This is a genomic window from Bacteroides sp. AM32-11AC (assembly GCF_003603515.1).
GTDB classification, from domain to species: domain Bacteria; phylum Bacteroidota; class Bacteroidia; order Bacteroidales; family Bacteroidaceae; genus Bacteroides; species Bacteroides uniformis.
On sequence record NZ_QTNH01000022.1, the window covers coordinates 20,492 to 45,562 of the forward strand.

A 25,071-nucleotide genomic window follows, 5' to 3' on the forward strand; every position below is an offset into this window, starting at 1 on the left:
ATCGTCTAATCGTAAATATCAATATGATAAAGCAATACTTCACACAAGCCTGGGCACAGTTGCGGCAGCAACCGATGATTAGTGCCGTCAGCATAGCCGGTACGGCACTTGCCATCTTCCTCATCATGCTGGTGGTGATGATGCAGCAGGTGAAGGTAGCTCCGTTTGCTCCGGAGAGCAACCGCGACCGCTTTCTACATGTGCATTATATGAGCATCACCAACAAAAGCTGGGGAGAGGGAAACAGTTCCAACGGACCGATGGGGATAAAGACTGCGCTTGAGTGCTTCAAATCGCTGAAGACCCCCGAAGCAGTAACGATTTATACCTGTATGGTCATTTCTACCCCCGTGAATCTGCCGGGACAACCTGCAACGGGTATCGACCTGTTGCAGACAGATGATACTTTCTGGCGTGTGTTTGATTTCTCTTTTGTTGCCGGGAAACCTTATGACCAGGCTACATTCGATGCCGGACTACCTGTAGCGGTAATTACGGAAAGTGTAGCGCGCAGGTTATTCCAGACAACGGAGGCTGTTGGTCGCGAATTCCTTTTGAACCATGCTCCTTATACAGTGTCCGGTGTAGTGAAGGATGTTTCTACTTTGGCCAACACTGCCTATGCGCAGGTATGGGTGCCCTATACTTCTACTGAGATAACGAAAAGCACATGGAGTGATGAGCATATGGGGATGATGAGCGTTACCATTCTGGCGAAAAGCCGTGATGATTTTCCTGCTATTCGTGAGGAGACGGAACGCCGCCGTCAGGAGTACGACACTGTAATTGGCGAGAATGGTTATTCGTTGATTTACCGTAACCGTCCTTATGACCAGGAGAAAAATGCCGCAGGAATGGCTGCCAACATCGAACCGGACGTGGACCAGGCACGCAGGCAGCGTCTCATTATCTTCATCATTCTACTGATTGTTCCTGCCATCAACCTCAGCTCGATGACGCAGAGCCGTCTGCGCCAGCGTGTGGCAGAGATTGGTGTGCGCCGGGCATTCGGTTCAACGAGACTGGAACTGATGGGGCAAATCATTGCAGAAAATCTGGTGGTGACATTGCTGGCAGGGGTGATGGGATTGTTGCTGAGTGTAGCATTCGCTTATTTGGGAAATACACTGCTGTTTGCGCAGGAATTCAGCCAGACGCTGAGTCCTCCGGCAGTGGATGCAAGCATATTGCTGCATGGCTCCACCTTTGGCTGGGCGTTGTTGTTCTGCTTTGTGCTGAACTTACTAAGTTCCGGTATTCCCGCATGGCGTGCATCAAGAATAGGGATTGTAAATGCATTGGGCGGACGTTTGCATAAATAACTCCATCACAAAACATTAATCATTGAAGAAAATGACTAAGAAACTTCTTACACAGATAAAGAATGAATGGCTCTCAAACCTATGGTTGGTGTTGGAGTTATTGGTAGTGAGTGTAGTGATGTGGTACGTGGTAGACTATCTCTACACGCGCGCCGCCACCTATCTGGAGCCGAGAGGCTTTAATATAGAGCACTGCTACCTTATAGAGTTGGGGGAACTGACACCCAAAAGTCCCGACTACATAGCCGGGCATACCTCTCAGCAGACCCACGATGACATAGCCGAGTTGTTGGAGCGTCTGCGTCGTCGGCCGGAGATAGAAGCGGTCAGCCTTTCGCAGAATTCGTATCCTTACAACGGAAGCAATTCAGGCGCTGAAGTAAGCTATGACACTTTGCGTTCTCCCGGTTGGACCATCCGCAGGTTAGTGACACCGGACTTTCCCCGTGTATTCCGCTATCGGGGCACGCGTGGCGAGACACCCGAACAATTGGCTGAAATGTTGGAGCGCGGGGAGTTTATGGCTTCGGATAACCTCTACCGGAAATACGACCGCCGGATGACAGATCTCGTAGGCCAGCGGTTCTATCTTTTTGGTGATACTACGAAGACCTACCGGCTGGGTGCTGCACTGCAAAATGTACGCTATCACGATTATGACCAGGCGCGAAGCTCATATTCCATGATGGTGAAGCAGAGTTTCTACTATATCGGTCTCGAACTTTGTGTCCGCGTCCGTGAAGGGCAGGACAATGACTTCATTGAGAAGCTGAAGGCAGACAGTGAGAGCCAGTTCCGCGTAGGCAACATCTTCATTTCGGAGATACGTTCTTTCAAGGATATTCGTCGCAACTACCAGCAGGCATGGACCAATGACATCCGTAACTATGTGATGGGTATGGGATTCCTACTGCTGAACATTTTCCTCGGCTTGCTCGGAACATTCTGGTTCCGTACGCAGCAACGCCGTTCGGAGATAGCACTGCACAAAGCGCATGGAGCGACAGACCGTGCCATCTTCAGCCGGCTGCTTAGTGAAGGGATATTGTTGTTGGCAATTGTCACCCCCGTTGCATTGCTCATCGATTATAATCTTGCACACCTGGAGTTGAATTCCTGGAGGAACGGTACGACGTTGGAGTGGGACCGCCTGCTGCTCTGTGCTGCCATCAGCTTTGTGCTGATTACCCTAATGATTGTCATCGGTATAGGTATTCCTGCCCGCAAGGCGATGAAGGTGCAGCCTGCCGAAGCATTGCACGATGAATAGAAAGCTATGGAACAAATTTTAGCTCTTATCCGCCAGAATCCCTTTTTCAGTGCTGTTTCCGTCATCGGTACGGCAGTGAGTATAACCTTTGTCATGGTCATTTACATGGTGTATGACATCCAGACGGCTGACTTGGCTCCCGAGTCGCACCGCAGTAGCATGGTATATTCTTCTTATGGATACTCTTACCGCAAGTCCGACCACAGCAATTCCAATACGGGCATGTCTTATCGGGCTGTCAACGCTATTTTTGCAGAACTTCCGGGTGCGGAACTTGTCACCTATCTGGGACCTACCTATCTTAGATACTGTGGGGATTCGCCCGTGCGGGGAATGCGCCGTACGGTTCGTCAGGTGGATTTGAACTATTGGCGTGTCTACGATATCCCTCTTGTGGCGGGCCGTCTTTTCAGTACCGAAGAGTTCGATGCTTGCCGGGATGTCGTGGTTATAGGCGAACAGCTTGCCCGCGAAGCTTTCGGGTCTGCCGAAGCAGCCATTGGCAAAAATTATTTTGTCAACTTTCGCCCTAAGCGCATTGTCGGGGTCACCAAGGATGTGAGCTCTCTGTTCACATTTGCCTATGGAGAGTTGTGGATGCCTTATTCCACCCGGGATTCCGGTCTGGGCAGTGAAGGGCTACGGGGAGATTTCGAGGCTGTGGCCCTTGTCAAGCCCGGTGTCGGCAGAGAGGAACTCAAGCGGCAGATAGAACAGTCGCTTGCCCGCTTCAACGAGATACTGGTCGAATATGAACTGGAGCTTCCCGACCTCAGCACCTATACGGAACGGCAGTTCTTCCGTAATGACACGATGAGTCCTGCCGTAACCTGCATCATCCTGGGTTTGATATTGCTTATTGTGCCCGCTATCAATGTCAGCGGACTTATATCTTCGCAAATGTCCCGTCGCATGGCTGAGCTTGCGGTAAGGAAAGCATACGGCGCCAGCCGTTCTACCTTGATGGTGCAGTTGCTCCGCGAGAACCTGGCCTTGGCATTTGCCGGCGCATTGCTCGGTTTTCTCTTTTCGTGCATATTCCTATGGCTGGGTAAGGACTGGATGCTTGGCGATGGTGCTTCCGGAACGAATTTTGATGTAAGCGTCTGGCTCTTCCTCCGTCCTGCGGTTTTCGTGGCTGTATTGGTGGTGTGTCTGTTGTTCAACCTGCTTTCTGTGTTTATTCCTGCCTGGCATGCCACCCGTCGCCCTATAGCCGAGGTTCTTGGCGGAGAATGAGCGGATAAACGAATCCCAATTAAAACAGTAACGAGTATGATACATTCTATTTTACACCAGATATGGAACCAGCGCCGCAGTAACGGCTGGCTGTTTGTCGAGCTGTTGATTGTATTTACATTGATGTGGTATTGTGTGGATGTACTCTATGGCTTTGCCCATGCAGAACGGCAGCCTAAGGGGTATGATTTGGAGCATGTCTATAAGATAAGGATTTCCTGCAATCCCACACAGATAGTGCCGTGCACGTCGGAAGACAGCCTGCAGACCTTCTGGTTCAAGCCGATGGAGGAAGTGCTCCGGCGTATCAGGCAATATCCTGCAGTGGAAAGTGCTGCCACGTGGCTGGGTACCGATACTTATACCCGCGGGCGTGTTTACCAGGGGTATACGACGGACAGCGTGCATGTTGTCGAGACTACAGTGCGCTATGTGTCTCCCGAATATTTCGACGTCATGCGCATTCCGCTGTTGCAGGGGAATGTCTCGGATTGGAATTCCACTGCCAGTCCTCTGCCTGCCGTGGTGACCCGTGATTTGGCAGACAGCCTTTTCCTGACAAGTGCCGAGGCGGTGGGTCGCGAGTTCCTGGATTATTACAACGGAGGTCTTCGTTACCGTGTTTCCGCAGTCTGTGCTTTGCAGAAGACGGATGATTATGCCCGTTACGGGCCTTTTGTACTGACTCCTTTCCCCAGTTGGTTTTATAAGGACCAGTACCTTCCGTTCATTTCCCTACGGATACGCCCGGAGGCGGATACGGATAATTTTGCAGCCTGTTTTTATCAGGATATGACATCGCAGTTGCAGGTCACTCCATTCTATCTTTTCGACATACAGAGCTACAAAGAACAGAAAATAGAACGGGATGCTGCTGAAGGAATAACTCCATACATTCGCAGTGCAAGGCTCATTGTAGTATTCTTCGTTTTCAATGTATTCATCGGGCTGATGGGAACTTTCTGGTTCCGTACCCGCCACCGTCGCAGCGAGATTGCTTTGCGCATGGCCATGGGCAGCAGCCGCGGAAGAATACGCTGGCAATTGCTGGGTGAAGGGTTGCTGCTGTTGGCACTTGCTTCCATCCCCGCTTTGATGATATGTATCAATATGGTTATGGCAGATGTCACTTTTACGGAAGCCACGGATGCCACTTGGGGGAGATTTGTCATATGCGTTTCTATTGTCTGGATATTGATGGCATTGATGGTGATTGCAGGAATCTGGTATCCGGCTTCACGGGCCATGAAGGTACAGCCTGCCGAAGCATTGCACGATGAGTGAGTTTTTTTTGAATAATCTGTGCTCATTCTCAATATAACTTGTATATTTGCGTGACGAATAAGAGTTTTGCGTTGAGTATACAAAATCTATATTATGATGAAACGCCTTTTCTTTCCATTGTTTGCAGGCTTGTTGTGGTTGATGTCGGGAACACTTTCGGCTACGGAACGTACGTACAATGTACTTTTCATACAGTCCTATACAAAAAATACTCCTTGGCACAGCCTTCTGACAGAAAATTTGGAGAACGGACTGGACAAGGGGGGAGTTAAAGCCAATATCACTACTGAATATCTGAATGCCGATTACTGGTCTTTCGCTTCCGAGTGCTTCATCATGCGCCGCATCTGCGAGCGTGCCAGGCAACGGAAAACGGACTTGATTGTGACCTCCAGCGATGAGGCTTTCTTCACATTGACCCATTGCGGTGATTCCCTGCCTTATCAGATACCGGTAGTGGTTTCGGGTATCAAATACCCGGATGAGAGGGTCTTTGAAAGAATGCCCAACGTCTCCGGCTATGTTTCGAAAACGGATTTCGATGTCTTGCTGGATGCGGCTGTCCGCATGTTTCCTTCCCGCAGGGAGTTGGTCTGTCTGTCCGACAGCAGTTTCCTGAGCCTTAAAGGGGTTAAGGCTGTGGAGGAATCCTGGGAACGCATAAAGAGCAACTATCCGGAGCATGAGTTGAAAGTGCTGAATGTGCAGGCCAAGTCCTTGAACTCTATCATCACTTCCATTTGCTATGACTACAATGCCTACAAGCATATTGTCATTGCTCCCAAATGGATTCCCTTTCTTTCCTTGAAGTTGAAGGCCCCCGTGTTTACCAGCCAGAACCTGGCTATGACGAACGGTGTTCTGTGTGTGTACGATGCCGTTCCCGGAGAGGATGCCTTTGCCGCCGGCCGGCAGGCTGCAAGTATTTTGAAGGGCAAGTCGCCCGCTTCATTGGGAGTAAAGGACTTTGGGGGCAAGTTACTGTTCGATTACAAACAGTTGCAGTTTTTCCGTGTGGACACGAACCGTGCGGAGAGCAAGGGCATCGTTTTGAATATACCGCTGGTGGAGCGCTACCGTGTCTGGTTCATTCTGTTCTATTCGCTGATTGTCGGGGCATTGGTGCTGCTGGTTGCTTGGCTTTTCCGTGCCAACCGTAGGGAATCGCGCAAGCGCATACATGCCCAGACCCGCTTGTTGATACAGCACCGCCTGGTGGAGCAGCGCGACGAGTTCGACAATATCTTCTGTTCCATTCGCGACGGCTTGATTACGTATGATACAGACCTGCGCATCCATTTTGTCAACCGTCCGTTGCTACAGATGCTGGGACTTTCTTCCGAGACCTATACGTCCCGTTTCTATGAAGGGCAGATGGCCGGCTCCATTTTTAGGATTTACATGAATGGAGAAAATATCCTGCAGGACTTGTTGAAGAAAGTACGTACCGGCAAGAGCCCTATTCCTATTCCGGAGAAAGCCTTCATGCAGGAGAACCATCAAGGAACGTATTTCCCCGTTTCCGGCGAGGTGGTACCTATCTTTGCCAATGAAAAGATGACGGGAATGGCGATTGTATGCCGCAATATCTCCGAAGAGGAGATGCAGAGGCGCTTTTTCAACATGGCGGTGGAGGAGAGCTCCATTTATCCGTGGCAGTACAACATGCGTATGAACCGCTTCCATTTCCCAGGTGGATTGCTGCGCCGTTTCGGGTATATAGGTGATACGGACTTGCTGACGCGTGATGAGATGGATGCCCTTATACATCCGGAAGACTTGCCGCATACGCGCAGGAATTTTGATGCCATTCTGTTGGGTAATGAAATCAATTCACGGATGAGTTTCCGGTTGAAGAGTGTGGACGGGAGCTATGAATGGTGGGAGTTTCGCAGTACCGCTTATGACGGCCTGACGGTCGATACCCCATACATGGTGTTGGGAGTATGCCAAAGCATCCAGCGTTACAAGGATACGGAGGAAGCCCTGATTGCCGCACGTGACCGTGCCTTGCAGGCCGACAAGCTCAAATCTGCGTTCCTTGCCAATATGAGCCATGAGATACGTACCCCTCTGAATGCCATTGTCGGCTTCTCGGATTTATTGAAGGACTTGGACGCTTTTTCTCCGGAAGAGGTAAAGCAGTTCGTCGAAACAATCAACATCAACTGTACGTTGCTGCTGGCGTTGATAAACGATATTCTGGACCTCTCGCGCATAGAATCGGGCACGATGGACTTTAAGTTCGGAGCATTCAACCTGGCGTTTATCATGCAGGAGGTCCATGAATCCCAGCGTCTGAGTATGCCTCGGGATGTAGAGCTGCGTATAGAGATTCCGGAAGGGGAAGACAAATTGGTCATCACCGATTCCGTCCGCTTGAAGCAGGTCGTGAACAACTTGATAAACAATGCCAAGAAATTCACGGTAACGGGCAGCATCACCTTCGGCTATGTCACGAACCGGGAAGGATATACCACCATCTTTGTCGAAGACACGGGAAGCGGTATCTCTGAAGACGCCCAGAAACATATCTTCGAACGCTTTTACAAAGAAGACAGCTTTACGCAGGGCGCCGGTTTGGGGCTGAGCATTTGCCAGACCATCGTAGACCGCCTGCATGGTTCTATCTCGGTCTCCTCAGAGTTGGGAAAAGGAACGCGTTTCGAGGTGGTGATACCGGATGCGAACGAGTAATCATTCAATCCGTTTGCAGGCATTGGCTTGCAGGAACTCTTCCAATATATCCTCGTAATTGCCATACAGCATGATGTGATGGTTGCCCAGCGGTGTCTTGAGGAAATAGTCGGCAGGGGAGTTCATTTTTATCCGCACTTGGGTGCGGCACATATTGATGTAGTTTGTATTCTCAACAAGCGTGCCGGTGCTCAAGTAATATTCGTCCAGGCTTTCGCTTCCGCATTTTACGATGGTTACATCTCCCGTCGGCAGGATTCCCTGAATACCGATGCCGCTTTCCGTCTCAAAATGGTTGCGTATGATGAACTGCTCCGTTTGTGCGATGCCGATGGTGCAGTGTGCCAATATGATTTCATTGGTACGGGCATTTATCATGGAAGGATTGGCCATGAAGGAGTTTTTCCCCGTCAGCACTTTTACGGCCAGCATGGTGAAGACGGATTGCAAATCGCCTTCACATCCGGCAATGATTCCTTCGTCGTTCAGCAAGGCAAGGGCAAGGCAGCCGGTGGTTCCCGTTTGGTCTATCAGGCGGAAGCAGCTGAGGGTAATGGCGCTCAGTCGCTCTTCCTCTACAATCCTCTTGATGGCTCGATACAGCCGCATGGCTTTTATCATGTCTTCGGGGCTTGCCTCTCGGCAGGCAAGCGCTTTTCCTGCCAGTCCGGCGCATGCTTCGCCCACCTCGTCGTCCGTTATCTGTCCGTAGTATTCATAAATGCGGTCCAATGAGACGTCTGTGTACTCGATACCCCAGCGGCGTTTGGCAAGCAGATAATCCACATTGCTGGCAACGAGCCAGCTGGACGGAGTGCCCATTACGCCGATGCGCATGCCGAAAAGGCTGCGTTGTGCCACGAAATTGCTGTGCAGGACAAAAATACGCTTGATGGTCTCGGGGAGCTCTCCGTGAAGAATCTCGCTTTTCATTCCCCGGCCGCGCAGCCAGGAAGATATTTCGAGAGCGGCGGCCAGTGAGTTCTGCATGCCGTCTGCCAAGAGGATGGCGGGGCGGGGAAGGGATTCGAAATGCTGGATTACCAGCCGTTCCACACCTCCGGTGGCAATGAATATAATACTGAAGTCATCGGGTGATAACTTGTCTATGTCTTTGTAATCAATGAAGTTGACGGTAAAGTATTTTTCCAATTCAGTCAATATCACTTCGTGGGAGCTACGGACTGATGCTTGTTTATGCAGTATGGAAGCAAAAGTTATAAGGTTGATGACCATGGTGTTATTTACTATTTGACTATTTACTATTTACAATTGATTCTACTTGGCTCGTTTGCTTTTTCAAAGATACAAGTTTCTGTTTACATATCATAGAGTTTTTACGATAGATAAGTTTTTTAAAGTTTTTATGGTCTTGCCTTCCTTTTGGTTTCAAATAATTCGCTACATTTGCAACTTTAATGATAAAGTGATAGCAATATCACCTATAAATACTCTATTAAATAGTAAATCATAAATCGTCAAATAGTAAATAAACCTCATGCCAACAATATCTATTCGCGGAATGGAGATGCCCGCATCTCCTATCAGAAAACTGGCTCCTCTGGCAGATGCTGCCAAGCAGAGGGGTATACATGTATTTCACCTGAACATCGGTCAACCCGACCTGCCTACTCCGGAAGTCGCGATTGAAGCGATACGGAACATCGACCGGAAAGTTCTGGAATACAGTCCCAGTGCGGGATATCGCAGTTACCGCGAGAAGTTGGTGGGTTACTATGCAAAGTACAATATCAATCTGACTGCAGACGACATCATCATCACTTCCGGCGGCTCGGAGGCGGTGTTGTTCTCTTTCCTGGCTTGCCTCAATCCGGGGGATGAAATCATTGTTCCCGAGCCGGCCTATGCCAATTATATGGCGTTTGCCATCTCTGCCGGAGCCAAGATACGCACCATTGCCACGACCATCGAAGAGGGTTTCTCGTTGCCCAAGGTAGAGAAGTTCGAGGAGTTGATTAACGAGCGCACGCGTGCTATTTTGATTTGCAATCCCAACAATCCTACGGGTTACCTCTATACACGCCGTGAAATGAACCAGATTCGCGACCTTGTGAAGAAGTACGATTTGTTCCTCTTCTCGGACGAGGTGTACCGTGAATTTATTTATACGGGTTCTCCCTATATCTCTGCCTGCCATCTGGAGGGCATTGAGAACAATGTGGTGCTGATTGATTCCGTGTCCAAGCGCTATTCGGAGTGCGGCATCCGCATCGGTGCCCTGATAACGAAGAACAAGGAAATCCGGGATGCTGTCATGAAGTTCTGCCAGGCACGTCTCAGTCCTCCGTTGATTGGCCAGATTGCCGCAGAAGCATCGCTGGATGCCGGTGAGGATTATCTGCGCGACACATACGATGAATATGTAGAACGCCGTAAATGCCTGATTGACGGATTGAACCGTATACCGGGCGTATATTCGCCCATCCCGATGGGAGCATTCTATACGGTGGCAAAGCTTCCAGTAGATGATTCGGACAAGTTCTGTGCCTGGTGTCTGTCGGAGTTCGAATACGAGGGACAGACGGTATTCATGGCGCCTGCGTCCGGATTCTATACTACGCCGGGTTCCGGTCGCAACGAAGTGCGTATCGCATACGTACTGAAGAAAGACGACTTGAACCGCGCCTTGTTTGTATTGCAAAAAGCATTGGAAGCCTATCCGGGAAGAGAAATGAAGGATTAGGGATTAATTTATGAACTTATCTCGCTTTATAGCGTTGCGCATTTATCGCAACTCGGAGCCGGGCAAGCAAGTTTCCCGTCCGGCTGTCCTTATTGCCATGGTGGGCATTGCTCTCGGACTGGCGGTGATGATTATTGCCGTGTCCGTCATTGTCGGCTTCAAGAGCGAGGTAAGGGATAAAATCGTGGGTTTCGGTGCCCATATCCAGATAGGCAACCTGGATGCTGCACGCTCTTATGAGACGCGCCCGGTGGTGGTGGGCGACAGCATGATGGCTGCGCTTTCCGATTATCCCGAAGTGAAGCATGTACAACGCTACTCCACCAAGCCGGGGATGATAAAGACCACCGATGCCTTTCAGGGAATGGTGCTGAAAGGTGTGGGGCAGGAGTATGACAGCACCTTTTTCCACCGCCATCTGCTGGAGGGGGAGTTTCCGCAATTCAGCGATTCCGCTTCGTCCAACCGCGTAGTCATCTCAAAGTCTCTTGCCAACAAGCTGCAATTGAAACTCGGTGACAAGATAGACACCTACTTCATCCAGGACGATGTGCGTGCTCGCCGCCTGAAGATTGTAGGTATCTACCAAACCAACTTCTCCGAATACGACAACCTATTCCTGCTTACCGACCTCTATTTGGTGAATCGCCTGAACAACTGGGAACCGGACCAGGTGAGCGGTGTGGAGCTGGAAATACGCGATTATGACAAGCTGGAAGAAACCACCTATGAGATAGCTGTCGATACGGACGAGAATCCCGACCGCTATGGTGCCGAGTATTGCGTCCGCAATGTAGAGCAGCTCAATCCCCAAATCTTTGCCTGGCTGGGCATCTTGGATGTCAACATCTGGGTCATTCTCATTCTGATGATTGGAGTGGCGGGGTTCACCATGGTATCCGGCCTGCTGATTATCATCATAGAGCGTACCTCCATGATAGGCGTGCTGAAGTCTTTGGGAGCCAATAACTTTACCATCCGTAAAGTCTTCCTTTGGTTTTCGGTCTTCCTCATTGGGAAAGGCATGCTTTGGGGGAACATAATCGGCCTTGCGTTCTATTTCGTGCAGCGCTGGTCCGGCTTGTTCAAGCTCGACCCTGAAACCTATTACATGGCTACTGTTCCGGTATCTTTCAATATCTGGCTGTTCCTGCTGCTGAATGCTGGCACATTGCTGGCTTCGGTCCTGATGTTGCTGGGCCCATCATTCCTGATTACACGCATCCATCCGGCAACTTCCATCCGTTACGAATAAGAGAATCACTTTCTCAGAAAACCGCTTTTCTTGCGGAACAGACAGTACCATTTCCAACGTAAAGACTGTATCGGCTGCAATAGGTCGAAAGCCGGTAGTGTGAAGTAATATCTGCGCTGTTCTTCCAGGTCGTGGGCAGTCTTGTTGACAATGACTGCCTGCATGGTGAAACGGAACAGGAACAAAAGAAAAGCGACGCCTGCTGCCAGCCAGTGGAAGTGCAGAATGCCGATGACCATCGCGGCTATCCAGGATGCGTGGAATGCCAGGCGGGTCAGGGTCTCAAAACCGGCCAGCCAGCGTTGCATTCCATGATACAGCCGTGCTGTGGAGGCGTAGCCTATTTTCTCTTCTTTCCAGTCCTTGGTACGCAGAAGCGGCTGCATGCGCACAATGGCATTGGCATCCGTTTCTACCCGCGTGTTCTCCGGGGTAGCCACGTGGTTGATGAACAAATCGTCGTCTCCCCGTTGCAGGTTGAGGTGTGCGGAGAATCCTTTCTGTTGGTAGAAGAGTTCCTTCCGGTAGGCCAGGTTACGCCCGATGCCCATGTAGGGGCTGCCTGCCAGGGCAAATCCCAGATAGCGCATGGAAGTGAACAGATTGTCGAATGCCGCCCGTTTGTGCAGCCAGCCTTTGCCGCGTTCGTAGCCGCTGTATCCCAGCACCACTTGGGTACGTGATGTGAAGTTGCGTGCCATCAGTCGCAGCCATTGGTTGCTTTGGGGCATGCAGTTGGCATTGGTAAACACCAGCCATTCATATTTGCTGGCCTTGATTCCAAGCGTCACGGCCAGCTTCTTGCGGCTGATGTAGCGGGAGGAATCGGGCACGAAGCTGTGGTAGAGATGGGGATATTTCTCCTCGAGGATGGTCAGGTAATCCTCGCTCTCATCGGTGTTGCCGTCGTTAATGACGATGACTTCAAATTGGGGATAGTCCTGCTCCAGCACGGCGCCCAGGTTGCGGCGCAGATTCTCGGATTCCTCGCGGGCGCAGATGATGACGGATATGGGGGGCAGTTCCTGGGTGAAGTGCGTGTCTCCCTGCTTCACGGCACGGTTGCGCGCATGAATACGGTTGTAGAGACAGAGGTAGTAGATAATTTGAATAAGGAACAGACCACCCGCCGTAGCGAGTACGATAATTTCAGTTGAATCTAATGTGAATGCTTCCATGTGCAGTAGGACGTTTATGTGCTGCAAATTTACACAATTTCCGGCACTACCTCAAACTTTGTTCCGGGAAAGTGCTTGGACAAATACTGCTTGATGTATTTCATCGTGTCTTCCTGGATAGTCTTGTCCTCTACCGTGGGATAGAGGTTGTAGAGTACCGTATCGAGCGCGATGCCCCGGTTCTTGATGGCTTCGAAGCTCAGCAAGGTGTGGTTGATGCTGCCCAGCTTTCCGGAGGTGACAAAGATAAGCGGGTACTGCTTCTCCGCAATGTAGTCTATCGTCAGGAAATCTTCGGTAAGGGGAACCATCAGACCGCCGGCGCCTTCTACGAGCACGGTATCATAGCGATGGGAAAGTTCCCTGGTGGCACGCTCTATTTTTTCGAAGTCTATCGGGCGCTTGTCTATGCGGGCGGCGAGGTGGGGGGAGCAGGGGTAGGAGAATATCTCGGGCATGGTCAGCCCCTCTTTGTCTTCCGGCAGGTAGCCGGTTCCGGTGAGGCGGCGGTGCAGGTCGATGTCCTCGGAATGGCCGGTGTTGCCGGTCTGGATGAACTTTTGGGTGATGACGCGCAGGTCGCGTTGCATAAGCTCACGGGCATACCAGGCGGTGCAATAGCTTTTTCCGGCATCTGTATCAATGCCGCTGATGAAGTAGATGTTTTTTGTTTCCATTATTTTGTTTTTTTTCGTGCGATGATATAAATGGGGTGATAGGTCAGGTTTACGTTGCCTGCGGCATCACTGAACCGGGTTGTGTATTCTTTGCAGAAGGATTGCAGGCGGCTGCGCGTCCATATCCTTTTTTCCGTTCCCGTCACTCCGGTTTGCTTCAGATGCTTCAGCACTGCCTGAGGGGTGGGGAAGGGCAGGGTTACTACCTCTTCCTCGGCATGGAGAATATCGAAGTGGGGAGACAGCAGGGCTTGCAGCTCCTCAACGGAGAGATAGTCCAGCCCATGCCCCGTCAGTTGGCGTATTTCGTGCATGTTTGTGGCGCCGAAGGTGCTGAAGGCAAGCAGGCCGTCTGCCACCAGTGCTTGGTGGCAGCGGGTGAAGAAAGCACCTGGGTCGTTGAACCATTGTAGGGTGGAGCACGAGGTTATCAGGTCGGTTTCTCCGGGGAAGTCGATGGCTTCGGCATCACCGGGGACGAACTGCACGGTAGTGCCGTCGCAAAGTTCCTTGACGCACTCTTCCATTTCCCGGCACAAGTCGTTCAGCAGCAGGGTTTCCGGTTGCAAGGTGTGGAGGAGGATACGCGAGTAGCTTCCCGTTCCGCAGCCAAACTCTACGACACGGCGGAAACGTGTGTATGGTTCCTTTATGAGCTGCATCATCTTCTCGGCGACTTGTTGCTGCACGCGGGCCTCCCGGGTATAGGTATTCCGGGCTTTGGCAAAGCGGGAGGCTATCAGTTGTTTGTCCATCGGGTTCAGTGGCTTGTCCATAGGTCTTGCAGGTAATGTCTGAATAACTCTTCCTGATAGTGGGCATCCTCCGTTTGCAGTACGGGGGTGCCGAGTGTTTCCCAGGCTTGCAGCTGGTTGGCTGGCGGAATGATGCGGTCGTTGCCTCCCGTTACTGCCTGCTGCCAATGGAAGGTGGCAGCAGGCAGTGTGTGGTACATCTTCTCAATCTCCGTCAACTCATCTCTCAACTCTTCCAGCGGACGGCGGGGAGTGATTTCCAGGAAAGCTTTGAAGGCTGCTCCGTTGGCGCACATGCGGCGGAGGAATTTGTGCAGTGAAGCCCCGGTCAGTCCGTCCAATGTCCCGTGGTAGATGGCGGGTGGAATGCCCATATGCTGGTCTATGGGGTAGGGTGTTCCGTTGATGGCGATGCTGTTTGCCATATGGATACCTTCGCCGGATGTACCTGGCGATGAGAGCTGTGGCACGGTCTGCGAAGCCGCCCATACCCCCATAGACCAGCCGATGAGGTTAATTTCGCGGTATTCTTCCAGTCCGGAGGCGTCAAAATCCAGTGTGCGGTAGTCATAGCACACCATGAAGTCGCTGGCTACCGGACGATACATTTTGAAAGGCGTCTCATCGGCTCCCCAGCCGGCAAAGAACAGCAATAGCCGGGGATGATGCTCGTGTATAATGTAACTTTGTTTCATCTGTTTTTAGAATCGTATAGCGTTAGTATTCCTCTCTTCCTTTAGGGGAATAAGGGGTATAAGTTCTCCAATCTCATCTTCCCGTATGTCTGCCGTCAGCGAGAAGCGGATGCGTGATGTCCCTTCGGGCACCGTGGGCGGGCGTACCGGCAGTGCATAAAAGCCATGCCTCTGCAGCAGCTCTGCGCACAGCACGGTGTCGGCACTGGGGCCAATAATCAGTGGGACGATATGGCTTGCGCTGGGGCATCCGTACCCCTTGGCTTGTAATGCTTCGCGCAGTGTCCGGCTGATTCTTGCCAGATGCTCGCGGTGGTCCTGCATCCTGGCAAGTTTCCGTACGATAAACAGTGTCCAGGCAATACTTGTCGGAGGTAATGCCGTGGTGAAGATGAGGGTTCGCATCCGGTTGACGAGATACTCGCGTATCGTCCGGCAGCAGGCGATGTATGCGCCGGCAGACGCCGCTGCCTTGCCGAAGGTGCCCACGAGGAAATCTATATCCCGGATGCATCCGGTTTCTTCGGCGCAGCCCAGACCGCGCGGTCCCCTTACGCCGAATGCATGGGCTTCGTCCACATAGAGCAGTACGTTGGAGTATCTTTTTTTCAAACGCACCAATGCCGTGAGGTCGGCTTGGTCACCGTCCATGCTGAAGATGCTTTCTGTGACGATAATCAATTGCCGGAATGTTGCATGGTGTTGTTCCAGCAGGCGTTCCAGTTGTACCAGGTCGTTGTGGCGGAAGCGGATGCAGCGTGCGGTGGATAGGCGGATGCCGTCGATGATGCTGGCATGCACCAGCTTGTCTGCCAATATCAGGGTTTGTGCATCGCTCACGGCGGGTAGAATCCCCATATTGGCATGATAGCCGCTATTGAGCACCAGTGCTGTCTCTGTGCCGAAAAGTGTAGCGAGTTCCGTCTCCAGCTCTTCGTAAATCCCGAAGTTCCCCGTCAGCAGGCGGGAGGAGGAGGAAGTCGGCAGGAAGGTGTCCGGTGTCAGTGTCTGCAGGAATTCTTCCTTCAGCTGGCGGTCGGCAGCCAGACCCAGATAGTCGTTGGACGAAAGGTTCAGCATATGCCGGCCATCGGCTACAACCGTGCGTCCCTCGTGTGTCAGTTGCGGCAGGCGGCGCAGGTTGCTGTGTTCTTTCAATGTTTGCAGCTCTTGCTGCATATAGTTAGTTACGTTCATAAATTCTTGATATAATAATTTCCCCTTTATCCTCTCAATTCATTTCCTGTATAATTTTCATCAACCCTCCCGTCAGCTTCCTCAGCTGTTCCGGCTCTATAATGAACGGAGGCATCAGGTATACCAATCTTCCGAACGGGCGTACCCAGATTCCCTCCTCAACGAAGCGTTTTTGCATCCACGCCATGTCTACGGGTTCTTTTGTCTCAATCACCCCGATGGCTCCCAACACACGTACATCCGTCACTTGCGGCAATCGGCGTGCCGGTTCAAGCTCTTCTTGCAGTTGCCGGCTGATGCGAGTCACCTTGCCTTGCCAGTCGTATTCGGGCGAGGTCAGCAGCTTCACCGAAGCGCACGCCACGGCGCATGCCAGTGGATTCCCCATAAAGGTGGGTCCGTGCATAAACACCTCCGGCGTATGGTTGGAGATGGTATCTGCCACTTCATTCGTCGTCAGTACGGCAGACAGCGTCATGTATCCGCCCGTTATGGCCTTTCCTATGCACATGATGTCCGGTTCTACACCCGCGTGCTCCCAGGCAAAGAGTTTTCCCGTCCGTCCGAAGCCCGTGGCTATCTCATCGAATATCAGCAGCAGGCCATGTTCCTTGCATATCTGTGCCGCTTCGCGCAGGTACTGGGGGTGGTAGAACCACATGCCGCCAGCGCCCTGCACCACAGGTTCGAGGATAAGCGCTGCCAGTTCCTCGTGATGCTCCTCTACCAGTTTCCGCAGTTCCACCGTATCCCGTTCATCCCATTCGCCGTGGAAGCGCGAGCGCGGCTGCGGCACGAAATAGCGCACCGGCAATGATGCCCCGAACAGCGAATGCATGCCCGTCACCGGGTCGCAGACAGACATGGCATTCCATGTATCCCCGTGATAACCCGAACGGATAGTCACAAAATTGTTCTTCTTCGCCTTTCCCTTGCCATACCAGTACTGCACGGCCATTTTCAAGGCCACCTCTACTGCCACCGAGCCCGAGTCGGCATAGAATATCTTCTGCATGGACGGCGGGACGAGCGGTAGCAGCAACTGGCCCAGTTCAATGGCAGGGTCGTGTGTCAGCCCTCCGAACATCACATGCGACATCTTGCCCAGCTGTTCCTCTGCCGCCCGGTTCAGTGTAGGGTGGTTGTACCCGTGGACGGCGCACCACCACGACGACATTCCCTCTACGAGTGTTTCTCCGCTTTCCAGGGTGATGGTGGCGCCTTCGGCATGCTTCACCTTGTACACCGGTAGCGGGTTGGTGGTGGAGGTATAGGGGTGCCATAGGTGCTCTCTGTCGAACTGCGAGCCGCAGAACCGGTATCCGGCATTTTCTATCAGCACCTTGTCTTCCGACACTTTCGAGCCGAGCGTTGTCAGCAGGTCGCCCACGATGGCAGAGTTGATGCCGATGTGCAGCGCTTGCTTCACGGCCTCCTTGCTCAGTTGCGAGCGTCCTCCGGCAAAGCGGAGGAAAGCCGTCGGGTTGATGAAGCGGAAGAGGGCGATGGTGGTCAGTATTTCCTCCTCGCTGAGTGGCGCCTGCCGTTCCAGCGGTGTGCCGGGGATGGGGCTCAGGAGGTTGATGGGGATGGACTGTACTTCCAGCTCGCGCAGTGTGAAGGCGAATTCGATACGTTGCTCCATGCTCTCGCCCATACCGATGATGCCGCCGCTGCAGATGTCCATGCCTACGTTGCGGGCGGCTTGCAGGGTGCGCAGCTTCTCTTCCTGCGTGTGCGTGCTGCACAGTTGGGGAAAGTAGGAGGGGGCTGTCTCCAGGTTGCAGTGATAGCGGGTGATGCCTGCGTCGTGCAGTGCCCGCATTTCGTCTTCGTTGAGCAGTCCCAGTGATGCGCACAACTGGATGGACGAGTGCCGGCGCATGTGCCGGGCGGCTTCGCACAGTTTCTCCATGTTTCTGGAGGAGGGCTTCCGTCCACTGGTCACCAGCGAGAAACGTGCCACGCCCTGGGCTTCATTATGCAGGGCATGCCGCAGGCATTCTTCTTTGTCCACCAGGTCGTACACGTCTGCCTGGGTTTTGTAGTGCGACGACTGTGCACACCACTTGCAGTTTTCCGGGCATCGTCCGGACTTGGCATTAATGATGGAGCACATGTCGAACTCCTCCGAGGCTCGGGCCCGGGTTATCTCGTGGGCAGCTTCGTATAGCGCTTCCTTGTCGGGTTGCACAGCCAGCCATTCGGCTTCTTCCTTACTGATGTGGCTGCCGCGCAGCACTTGTTCCTTTAATTTCTGTAGGGTCATATCTTTCTTGGGTTATGTTCATGGATAAAGACAGAGGTACGGATTGCCGGGGCGGTGCAGCTCGTCATTCTGCTGCATGGCTTCCGGTAATCCGTACCTCTTGTTCTCTTTTGTTTCAGGCTATATGTGTCTTGTCCGCCCGTATTCCCGCAGGGGCGGATGAATTGTGTTTCAAAAAGAATGTGCCGGTTCGTTCCCGGCTCCGTGAGGATACTTGTCAGGACGCTGCTGCTACCCAGCGGAATGCCGGTGTCGGTTTCCCTTCCTTCCGTTTCTCCTTTCCAGGTACTCTCTTCCCCGCATCCGGCATGTCCGGCGGTTCCCGCAGTCTTCTGTTTGGACAGAGAGCTGTCTGCCACGCTTTTGCGCAGGCAACCGATGGTGACACACCGTCCTATGCTGGCAAATGCAGCGTAGGCTTTTCTGCTCCAGCGGCGGAAGCGGATGGTAGGTGCGGCGGGTGATGTATTCCTCATGTTTTTTTCAGCCTGATGCGGTTTTGTTTCCTTTTAGCGGATGCAAATGTAGAAAAAATAATTTCATAACGGTAATGGTCATGCATGAAAAAGCCGCGCAAATGCAACTATTGCGCGGCTCTTCTTTAAGCAATGTCGTAGGATTTCACTCTTTGGACGACTGGTAGTAGAGATACCAGTCATTATTGGTGGCACCATTGGACTCTACCCATTTGGCGAAATCGGGATACTCCAGGTCGATGCGTACGGTTTCCTTTGCCGGAGTGAACCGGATGGGGCCTTCCGTGCCGGTTGTGGCCGGCAGCATGATGGCGAATGGATATTTGCCGTCCTTGTTGATGTAGTAGGCATCGTCTTCGGCTCCGATTTGCTCTGCGTTGGCTTTACCGGTCGCTTTCTTCTTGGGCAGATGCACTTCTGTCCGGTTGTCGGCTCCGGCTGTATACTGGGCAATGATGAACGGGTTCAAGTCGCTCTCCAGATTCTTCTTAGGCAATGTGTTGTCTGCAAATGTACGGGTTACGGTAAATTCGTTGCCCTGCACAGACTTTGCATCGGGGAATAGGATGACAGAAGAGGTCTCTGTTTCATCGACTGCTCCGGCAGGCAGTTCTATGCTGCCTCGCTGGCTGGCCACATATTGCACGGCAAATGCGTTGGAGTATGTGGCGGCACCACTTTGCTGTACGGGTACAAAGGTGTCTTCCACCTTCAGCACATAATTGTTGCTGTTGAATGAAATGGCCCGTTTGTGTTCGATAATCACGTCGTTCAAGTCATAGTCACCGCCATTGGGCCAGATGTCTTCGTAGGCATACGTGCGGTAGGTTGTTTCGGAGCTCGTCACCGTAGGCTCTTCCGGGTCTATGACCGGACGGTCCGGGTCTTGAATGGCTTCATTGGGGTTGGCATCGATACAGAACAGTATGTCTTCGTAGCTGGTATCATCGCCATCTTCTACTCCGTAGACTACCGTGCCGTTGCTGGTGGAGAGGGAGATAAAGCGAGCTTGTTGGCCTGCATATATCTTGTTCCATTCTTTATTGGAATATATATAATTTATAGAGTAGTCGATACCTTTATTGGGGGTATATCCATTGGGGATGATGAAATATCCTATGGTATATCCTGCCGGGAATTTGGTGGAGACATTACCGTTTTCGTCCTGATACAGAAGTTGTATTTTTGTATTCTTCTGTATGGGAGCGTCATATCGGGAATATTTGTTACCACTTCCAGACCATCCGGTATACGGGTCGTCTCCTGCAATGGATGCATTGGGAATGATAATGAATTTGTCTACCTTGTCAGGGCTGTTGGGAATTTCATTGGTCTTGTAGTAATAATAGCCGATGGAAGTCAGGTAACCGGCACGTTCGGTCAGGAAGGTCAGATACAGTTCTGCATCGGTAATCGTTACGTGTTGTCCCTGGTTGTTGATATATGCTTGGGCAATGGTGGTGTTCACATGCTTTGTATCGCTCACCAAAGCTCTGTTGTCCAGATTGCTGGGTTTGCTGTCATAACCTTTCCACAGTGTGTGTTGTAACTGCTTTAAAGTTCCGTCATTGAAATTTCCCGTAGTTACAATGTCATTATTATCAATAATCTCACCGTGAGATTGTCCCCATCCAACGATGGAGTATACCCGTTCCTTCCTATCCTTTAGGTCGATAGTCAGGTTGGATTTTGCACGTGTCATGGCAGCTGAGCGAGTGTTGGCATTGTCCTCGGTCATATCTACCACCACTTTGCCGTTTTCCACATCCGCTTCCACACACATGGGGGCTCCCCAACTTTGTGAGATGATATATACCTTTTCTGTCGCTTTGGGCAGTTCTACGTTGCCGGTGAAGCGTCCGTCTGCATCTGCAAAGATTTTAAAAACCGCTTCGCCGTTGATGGAGTAGAGGTTGTTTGTCTGATAGGTGATGGGGTCTTCTGTAAACACCTCTATTAATGCGCCTCCTGCGATTTTTCCATAATTCACGTCAAAAGCTACCTGGGCTGTTGTTGCAAAGTCAAAGTATTCGCTCTCCGGCTTTAGTTCTGTTTTTCCACGTTCGGGATTGTATAGGTCTTTTTCGGTACATCCCGTGAATATGCTGCAGGCAATTGCTGAAATGAGGGTTGCAGCACTAACTTTCGTCATAAGTCTAACTTTCATATTTTTATTGTTGTAGATTGCTTGCTTGTTTGTCTTATGAACGCTGTCTATATCACAACCGCCACCCACTTCACAGACGAGTTGTAGATACTACATTTTCTCGAGCGCTTTTTTCATGTTGCAAATATAAACATAGTATTTATAATCTACAACTTTTGGGGTTTAAAAACACTTTTGGTGGGTTAAAAAGTTGTATAAAGTGAATTGATACTAATTGGATGAATCGAATGGTGCGGGCATAAAAAAAGGCTATCTATCCCAGACAGCCAATCTTTTGTTAACCTTAAATCTAATACTATGAAAAACACATTGCAAAGGTACGTGTTTTCTGATAATCTCCAAATTTGCAGTAGATAATATCATGTTTTATAACAAGACTTAATGGTCATTAAGAACTTTATCTGCAATATTCATCGTACATTTGCTCCTGATATATCATCCGTTTGCCCTTTATGCATTATGCATTCGGTGCAGACGGATGATGTGTTTTCGTGAACTTATATACAGACAAACAACTATAAAACAGACGTTTATAATGAAATCAATCCAGAACAAAGGAATAAACCTCACCGCAGAAGACCTCAAAAATCGAATCGCTGACAGAAAAGAACGATATACCAAGCAGCAGGCACGACGCGAGAAATTGGAACAAACCATGGAGAACACCCGCAATGACATCGAGCAACTGGAGTATACCCTTGCACAGATGGAACGTACCGCCAAGCGCTCCCGTAATGCTGCCGCACAGCCTTCCCGTTTTGTTCCCCGCGAGCGTATCGCTAGCTTCTTTGCCCGTGTTTCCCGTTTTTTCGACCACCTTCAGCACCGCTTGCACCGTAGCTTGAACTATACTTGGTTCTGCCTTGTGCTATGCTCCCGATATACTTTTCAGAGCCGCCTGAAAAGCGTAGAACGCTGCTGTCTTACACCGGCCACGGTGCTGGGGTACTTCAAGAGGGAGAGGGAGATGTAACCAGTGACTTCGCTCTTATGGTAGAAGCAGCCTTAGGGATTAGTGCGGAACTCCTCGTTAATAGGCAGGCGAGATATAATATGGCTGTCTCTCTTAAAGAAAAATCGCTGACCGATAAGTTACATGAAATACGCAAAATGTGTGCTTCCCTATTATAGTATGAAAGTGTTGCTTTTATCAATAAGACAGTGAGGGTGTGTCATCAACCGTTTTGACACATTCATTTTTCTTGAGCAAGTTTTCTTATTGCCACTCGAACTTTCCCAGTTTTCCCTCCCATTCTAACTTTGCAACATGTTTTATTAATAAATATATGCAAAATGATAAAAGAACAAAGTTTTGAATGGCTGCTCGAGGGATGCCATCGCATTGCAGATGTGGCAGTGGCCTATTACCCAAACTACGCGTATGCCTGCTCGGCCGTAAAGGCCCTGCGCCGTTCCATTGCGGAACACGCTTGCCTGCTGAAGGATCTGACGGACCAGGGCTATACCGCCAGGACTGCCCACCTCACCCCCGTACAGATAGGCATCCTCCTGAGCTACTGGGGGATGCCCGACCACGTGAAGGATATGACCGTGAAAAATCCGTATCTTCTGGTCTCTAAAAAATATGCGAAATAGAGAATGTATTTCTAATACATTCTGATTATTTTAGTATATTATCATATAGGGTGGTGGAGGATGAGGTGAACCCCTCTCTCGCCACCTTATGTATTTCATTAATTTTTAGCCGATTCTAACTGCTTATTTGTATCCCCCTGGCTGGTCCCTTACCTTTGTCGCATTATCGAATTAAGAATAGACAAAAATGGAAAAAGAAATGAGACCCATGACAACGGAGATGCTGAAGAAAGGCTATCTCCTCTTCCCCAAAGCCTTGTTTGAGGAACAAATGAATATGAAAACCGGAGAGAAAGCCGCCGATGCCTTCGAAGCCTTTGTCTTTGTGCTGACACACGTCAACTACAGCACGGTGACCTGCAACGTCAGGGGACACCTTTTCGACTGTGTACGTGGCGAGTCCGTACTTTCCCTGGCTCGCTGGATGGAGATATTGGGGTGGCCTCGCAACCGTACGCGCTACTTCTTCAACAAGATGTTCGACGCCGGCATCGTGGAGCGGGTGGCCAACCCCTACGTGATGCACATCCGTATCCCCGATTATGATTTCCTTACTGGCAATGCCCGTCCTAAAGCAGCCCCGCGGAAGAAGAAGGCAGCGCCGGTGGCTGGGGTGGGAGAGGACTTCTGCATCTTCTGGGAAAAGTTTCATGACATCACCGAGCATCCCAAGGTAAACATCGGCCGGGCCCGTCGCGAATGGAAAAAATTGACGGCAGGCGAGAAACAGCGGGCACTGGACAACATCGACGAATATTACGACCATCTGAACAACCAAAAATATTGTAAACAAGCCGCCACCTATCTGGCGGACAAATCTTTTGAAAATGAATATGATGACTGAAACTACTTTTTCCCACGACAGTGACCTCGAAGAAGCTGTCATCGGTGCCTGCATGATAGAGCGCGCTGCCATGCCTCTGGTGGTGGACAAACTTCGTCCCGAGATGTTCTACGAGGAGAAGAATCTGGAAATTTTTGCCGCCCTGCAATCGATGTATCGCAGCGCAAAGTCCATAGATACCATCACGCTGAAGAACGAACTGGCAGCCCGTGGCAAACTCGATGCCGTGGGCGGGCCTTACGAACTGTTACGCATCAGCTCGAAGGTCAGCTCCAGTGCTCATCTGGAGTATCATGCGCTCATCCTTAGGCAATTGCACACGCGGCGTATCATGCGTACGGGATTCCAGCAACTGCTGGCGTTCAGTGCCGACGAGTCGATGGATATTGACGACATCCTGGTGGAAGCCCATCGACTGCTGGAGGGGCTGGAGGACGAGAGCGGCGTAGCCGACCACCTTCGCTCCATAGACCGGCTGATGGACGACACGCTGGCCGAGGTGGAGCAGCGTATGGAGCACGGATGCAACGGCATTACGGGTATCCCTACGGGTTTTGACGCTCTGGACCACGTTACGGCGGGCTGGCAGCGCGGCGACTTGAACATCCTTGCTGCCCGTCCGTCGGTGGGGAAGACGGCCTTTGCCCTCCACCTGGCCCGTGCCGCTGCCATGGCGGGGCGTCATGTGGTGGTCTTCAGCCTCGAAATGCAAGGCGAGCGCCTGGGAGACCGCTGGCTGCTTGCAGCTACGGAGGGGGTAGACCCGCAACACCTGCGTAGCGGCCAGCTCACACCCGGCGAGGTGAGGCAGGTGCATGAGGCGTCTGCCGAGTTGTCGCGGTTGCCCATACTGATAGACGACCATCCGATGACGAGCATGGACCGCGTGCGTTCTTCCGCCCGCCTGCTGAAGAGCAAGAATCGCTGTGACATGGTGATTGTGGACTATCTGCAACTATGTGACATGAGGAGTGACCAGAAAAACCGCAACCGCGAGCAGGAAGTGGCGCAGGCAAGCCGCAAGGCAAAGCTGCTGGCCAAGGAGCTGGATATCCCCGTACTGCTGCTGAGTCAGCTGAACCGGGCGAGCGACGGTAGCATAGACCATCGCCCCACCCTGAGCAACCTGCGCGAGAGCGGCGCCATAGAGCAGGATGCGGATATGGTAATGCTGCTTTGCCGCCCTGCCCTCTACGGCAAGACCGTCGATAAGAAGAGTACTTATCCCACCGATGGCCTGGGTATCGTCATCATAGCCAAGCACCGTAATGGCAAAACCGGTGAAGTCTATTTCCATCATAACCAAAGCATGACAAAACTGGTGGACTACATACCACCATTGGAGTGGCTGACGAGGAATGCAAAGTGATGGATGGAAATTTATAGAATACAGAGACACAAAGACACGGAGATTTTTCTTATTGCTTGAAAAACTCTGTGTCTCCG

General features: G+C 51.4%; 20 protein-coding genes. 11 read left to right on the forward strand and 9 right to left on the reverse strand.

Annotation, left to right across the window (positions count from 1 at the left end; all coding sequences use genetic code 11):
- The first annotated feature begins 23 nt into the window (after nucleotides 1–23).
- The 5 genes from DW800_RS18745 to DW800_RS18765 all read left to right on the forward strand — a co-directional run bounded on the left by DW800_RS18745 (nucleotide 24) and on the right by DW800_RS18765 (nucleotide 7,812).
- Complete coding sequence (locus DW800_RS18745) at nucleotides 24–1,322, forward strand: ABC transporter permease (protein ID WP_005831154.1); 1,299 nt, start codon at nucleotides 24–26, stop codon at nucleotides 1,320–1,322.
- Between the two features lie 31 nt (nucleotides 1,323–1,353).
- Complete coding sequence (locus tag DW800_RS18750; protein WP_044467995.1) at nucleotides 1,354–2,592, forward strand: ABC transporter permease; 1,239 nt, start codon at nucleotides 1,354–1,356, stop codon at nucleotides 2,590–2,592.
- Between the two features lie 6 nt (nucleotides 2,593–2,598).
- Complete coding sequence (locus tag DW800_RS18755; RefSeq protein WP_119958265.1) at nucleotides 2,599–3,831, forward strand: ABC transporter permease; 1,233 nt, start codon at nucleotides 2,599–2,601, stop codon at nucleotides 3,829–3,831.
- A 36-nt stretch (nucleotides 3,832–3,867) separates the two neighbouring features.
- Nucleotides 3,868–5,115: an ABC transporter permease gene (locus DW800_RS18760; protein WP_119958266.1), complete on the forward strand. Its 1,248-nt coding sequence runs from the start codon at nucleotides 3,868–3,870 to the stop codon at nucleotides 5,113–5,115.
- Nucleotides 5,116–5,208: 93 nt separating this feature from the next.
- Nucleotides 5,209–7,812, forward strand: a complete 2,604-nt coding sequence (locus DW800_RS18765) for a PAS domain-containing sensor histidine kinase (protein WP_119958267.1) — start codon at nucleotides 5,209–5,211, stop codon at nucleotides 7,810–7,812.
- On the opposite strand, the gene DW800_RS18770 is transcribed toward DW800_RS18765, so the two are convergent.
- Nucleotides 7,813–9,048 (reverse strand): fucose isomerase, encoded by a 1,236-nt coding sequence (locus tag DW800_RS18770; protein ID WP_005831144.1) that lies wholly within the window; start codon nucleotides 9,046–9,048, stop codon nucleotides 7,813–7,815.
- Between the two features lie 262 nt (nucleotides 9,049–9,310).
- On the opposite strand from DW800_RS18770, the gene DW800_RS18780 reads away from it, so the two are divergent.
- Both DW800_RS18780 and DW800_RS18785 read left to right on the forward strand, forming a co-directional pair.
- Nucleotides 9,311–10,516 carry a pyridoxal phosphate-dependent aminotransferase gene (locus DW800_RS18780; protein ID WP_005837410.1) on the forward strand — a complete coding sequence of 402 codons (1,206 nt, stop codon included), beginning with the start codon at nucleotides 9,311–9,313 and terminating at the stop codon, nucleotides 10,514–10,516.
- Nucleotides 10,517–10,526: 10 nt separating this feature from the next.
- A complete protein-coding gene (locus DW800_RS18785; RefSeq protein WP_119958268.1) occupies nucleotides 10,527–11,771 on the forward strand; it encodes an ABC transporter permease in 1,245 nt (414 codons plus the stop codon).
- Between the two features lie 5 nt (nucleotides 11,772–11,776).
- On the opposite strand, the gene DW800_RS18790 is transcribed toward DW800_RS18785, so the two are convergent.
- The 8 genes from DW800_RS18790 to DW800_RS18830 form a co-directional block, all read right to left on the reverse strand.
- Nucleotides 11,777–12,949: a glycosyltransferase gene (locus DW800_RS18790; protein ID WP_057252813.1), complete on the reverse strand. Its 1,173-nt coding sequence runs from the start codon at nucleotides 12,947–12,949 to the stop codon at nucleotides 11,777–11,779.
- Nucleotides 12,950–12,978: 29 nt separating this feature from the next.
- Entirely contained in the window at nucleotides 12,979–13,626 is a 648-nt protein-coding gene (gene bioD / locus DW800_RS18795; protein WP_057252815.1) for a dethiobiotin synthase, read from the reverse strand.
- Nucleotides 13,626–14,402, reverse strand: a complete 777-nt coding sequence (gene bioC, locus DW800_RS18800) for a malonyl-ACP O-methyltransferase BioC (protein WP_119958269.1) — start codon at nucleotides 14,400–14,402, stop codon at nucleotides 13,626–13,628. Before bioC ends, bioD begins: the two co-directional genes overlap by 1 nt.
- Nucleotides 14,387–15,076 carry a pimeloyl-ACP methyl esterase BioG family protein gene (locus DW800_RS18805; protein ID WP_119958270.1) on the reverse strand — a complete coding sequence of 230 codons (690 nt, stop codon included), beginning with the start codon at nucleotides 15,074–15,076 and terminating at the stop codon, nucleotides 14,387–14,389. Before DW800_RS18805 ends, bioC begins: the two co-directional genes overlap by 16 nt.
- A gap of 6 nt (nucleotides 15,077–15,082) precedes the next feature.
- Complete coding sequence (locus tag DW800_RS18810) at nucleotides 15,083–16,273, reverse strand: 8-amino-7-oxononanoate synthase (protein ID WP_119958271.1); 1,191 nt, start codon at nucleotides 16,271–16,273, stop codon at nucleotides 15,083–15,085.
- Nucleotides 16,274–16,307: 34 nt separating this feature from the next.
- Nucleotides 16,308–18,542 carry an adenosylmethionine--8-amino-7-oxononanoate transaminase gene (bioA, locus tag DW800_RS18815; RefSeq protein ID WP_022400567.1) on the reverse strand — a complete coding sequence of 745 codons (2,235 nt, stop codon included), beginning with the start codon at nucleotides 18,540–18,542 and terminating at the stop codon, nucleotides 16,308–16,310.
- Complete coding sequence (locus tag DW800_RS18820; protein ID WP_005837403.1) at nucleotides 18,539–19,018, reverse strand: hypothetical protein; 480 nt, start codon at nucleotides 19,016–19,018, stop codon at nucleotides 18,539–18,541. Before DW800_RS18820 ends, bioA begins: the two co-directional genes overlap by 4 nt.
- Before the next feature lie 145 nt (nucleotides 19,019–19,163).
- Entirely contained in the window at nucleotides 19,164–21,185 is a 2,022-nt protein-coding gene (locus DW800_RS18830; RefSeq protein ID WP_009038283.1) for an LruC domain-containing protein, read from the reverse strand.
- A gap of 535 nt (nucleotides 21,186–21,720) precedes the next feature.
- On the opposite strand from DW800_RS18830, the gene DW800_RS18835 reads away from it, so the two are divergent.
- From DW800_RS18835 to dnaB, 4 genes are all read left to right on the forward strand, one after another.
- A complete protein-coding gene (locus DW800_RS18835) occupies nucleotides 21,721–22,158 on the forward strand; it encodes a hypothetical protein (RefSeq protein WP_057097918.1) in 438 nt (145 codons plus the stop codon).
- Nucleotides 22,159–22,478: 320 nt separating this feature from the next.
- On the forward strand, nucleotides 22,479–22,781 hold the full coding sequence (locus DW800_RS18845) for a DUF4248 domain-containing protein (RefSeq protein ID WP_005831107.1): 303 nt from the start codon (nucleotides 22,479–22,481) through the stop codon (nucleotides 22,779–22,781).
- A 187-nt stretch (nucleotides 22,782–22,968) separates the two neighbouring features.
- Complete coding sequence (locus DW800_RS18850; RefSeq protein WP_005831106.1) at nucleotides 22,969–23,625, forward strand: hypothetical protein; 657 nt, start codon at nucleotides 22,969–22,971, stop codon at nucleotides 23,623–23,625.
- Complete coding sequence (gene dnaB / locus DW800_RS18855) at nucleotides 23,615–24,994, forward strand: replicative DNA helicase (protein WP_022400564.1); 1,380 nt, start codon at nucleotides 23,615–23,617, stop codon at nucleotides 24,992–24,994. Before DW800_RS18850 ends, dnaB begins: the two co-directional genes overlap by 11 nt.
- Nucleotides 24,995–25,071 lie beyond the last annotated feature (77 nt).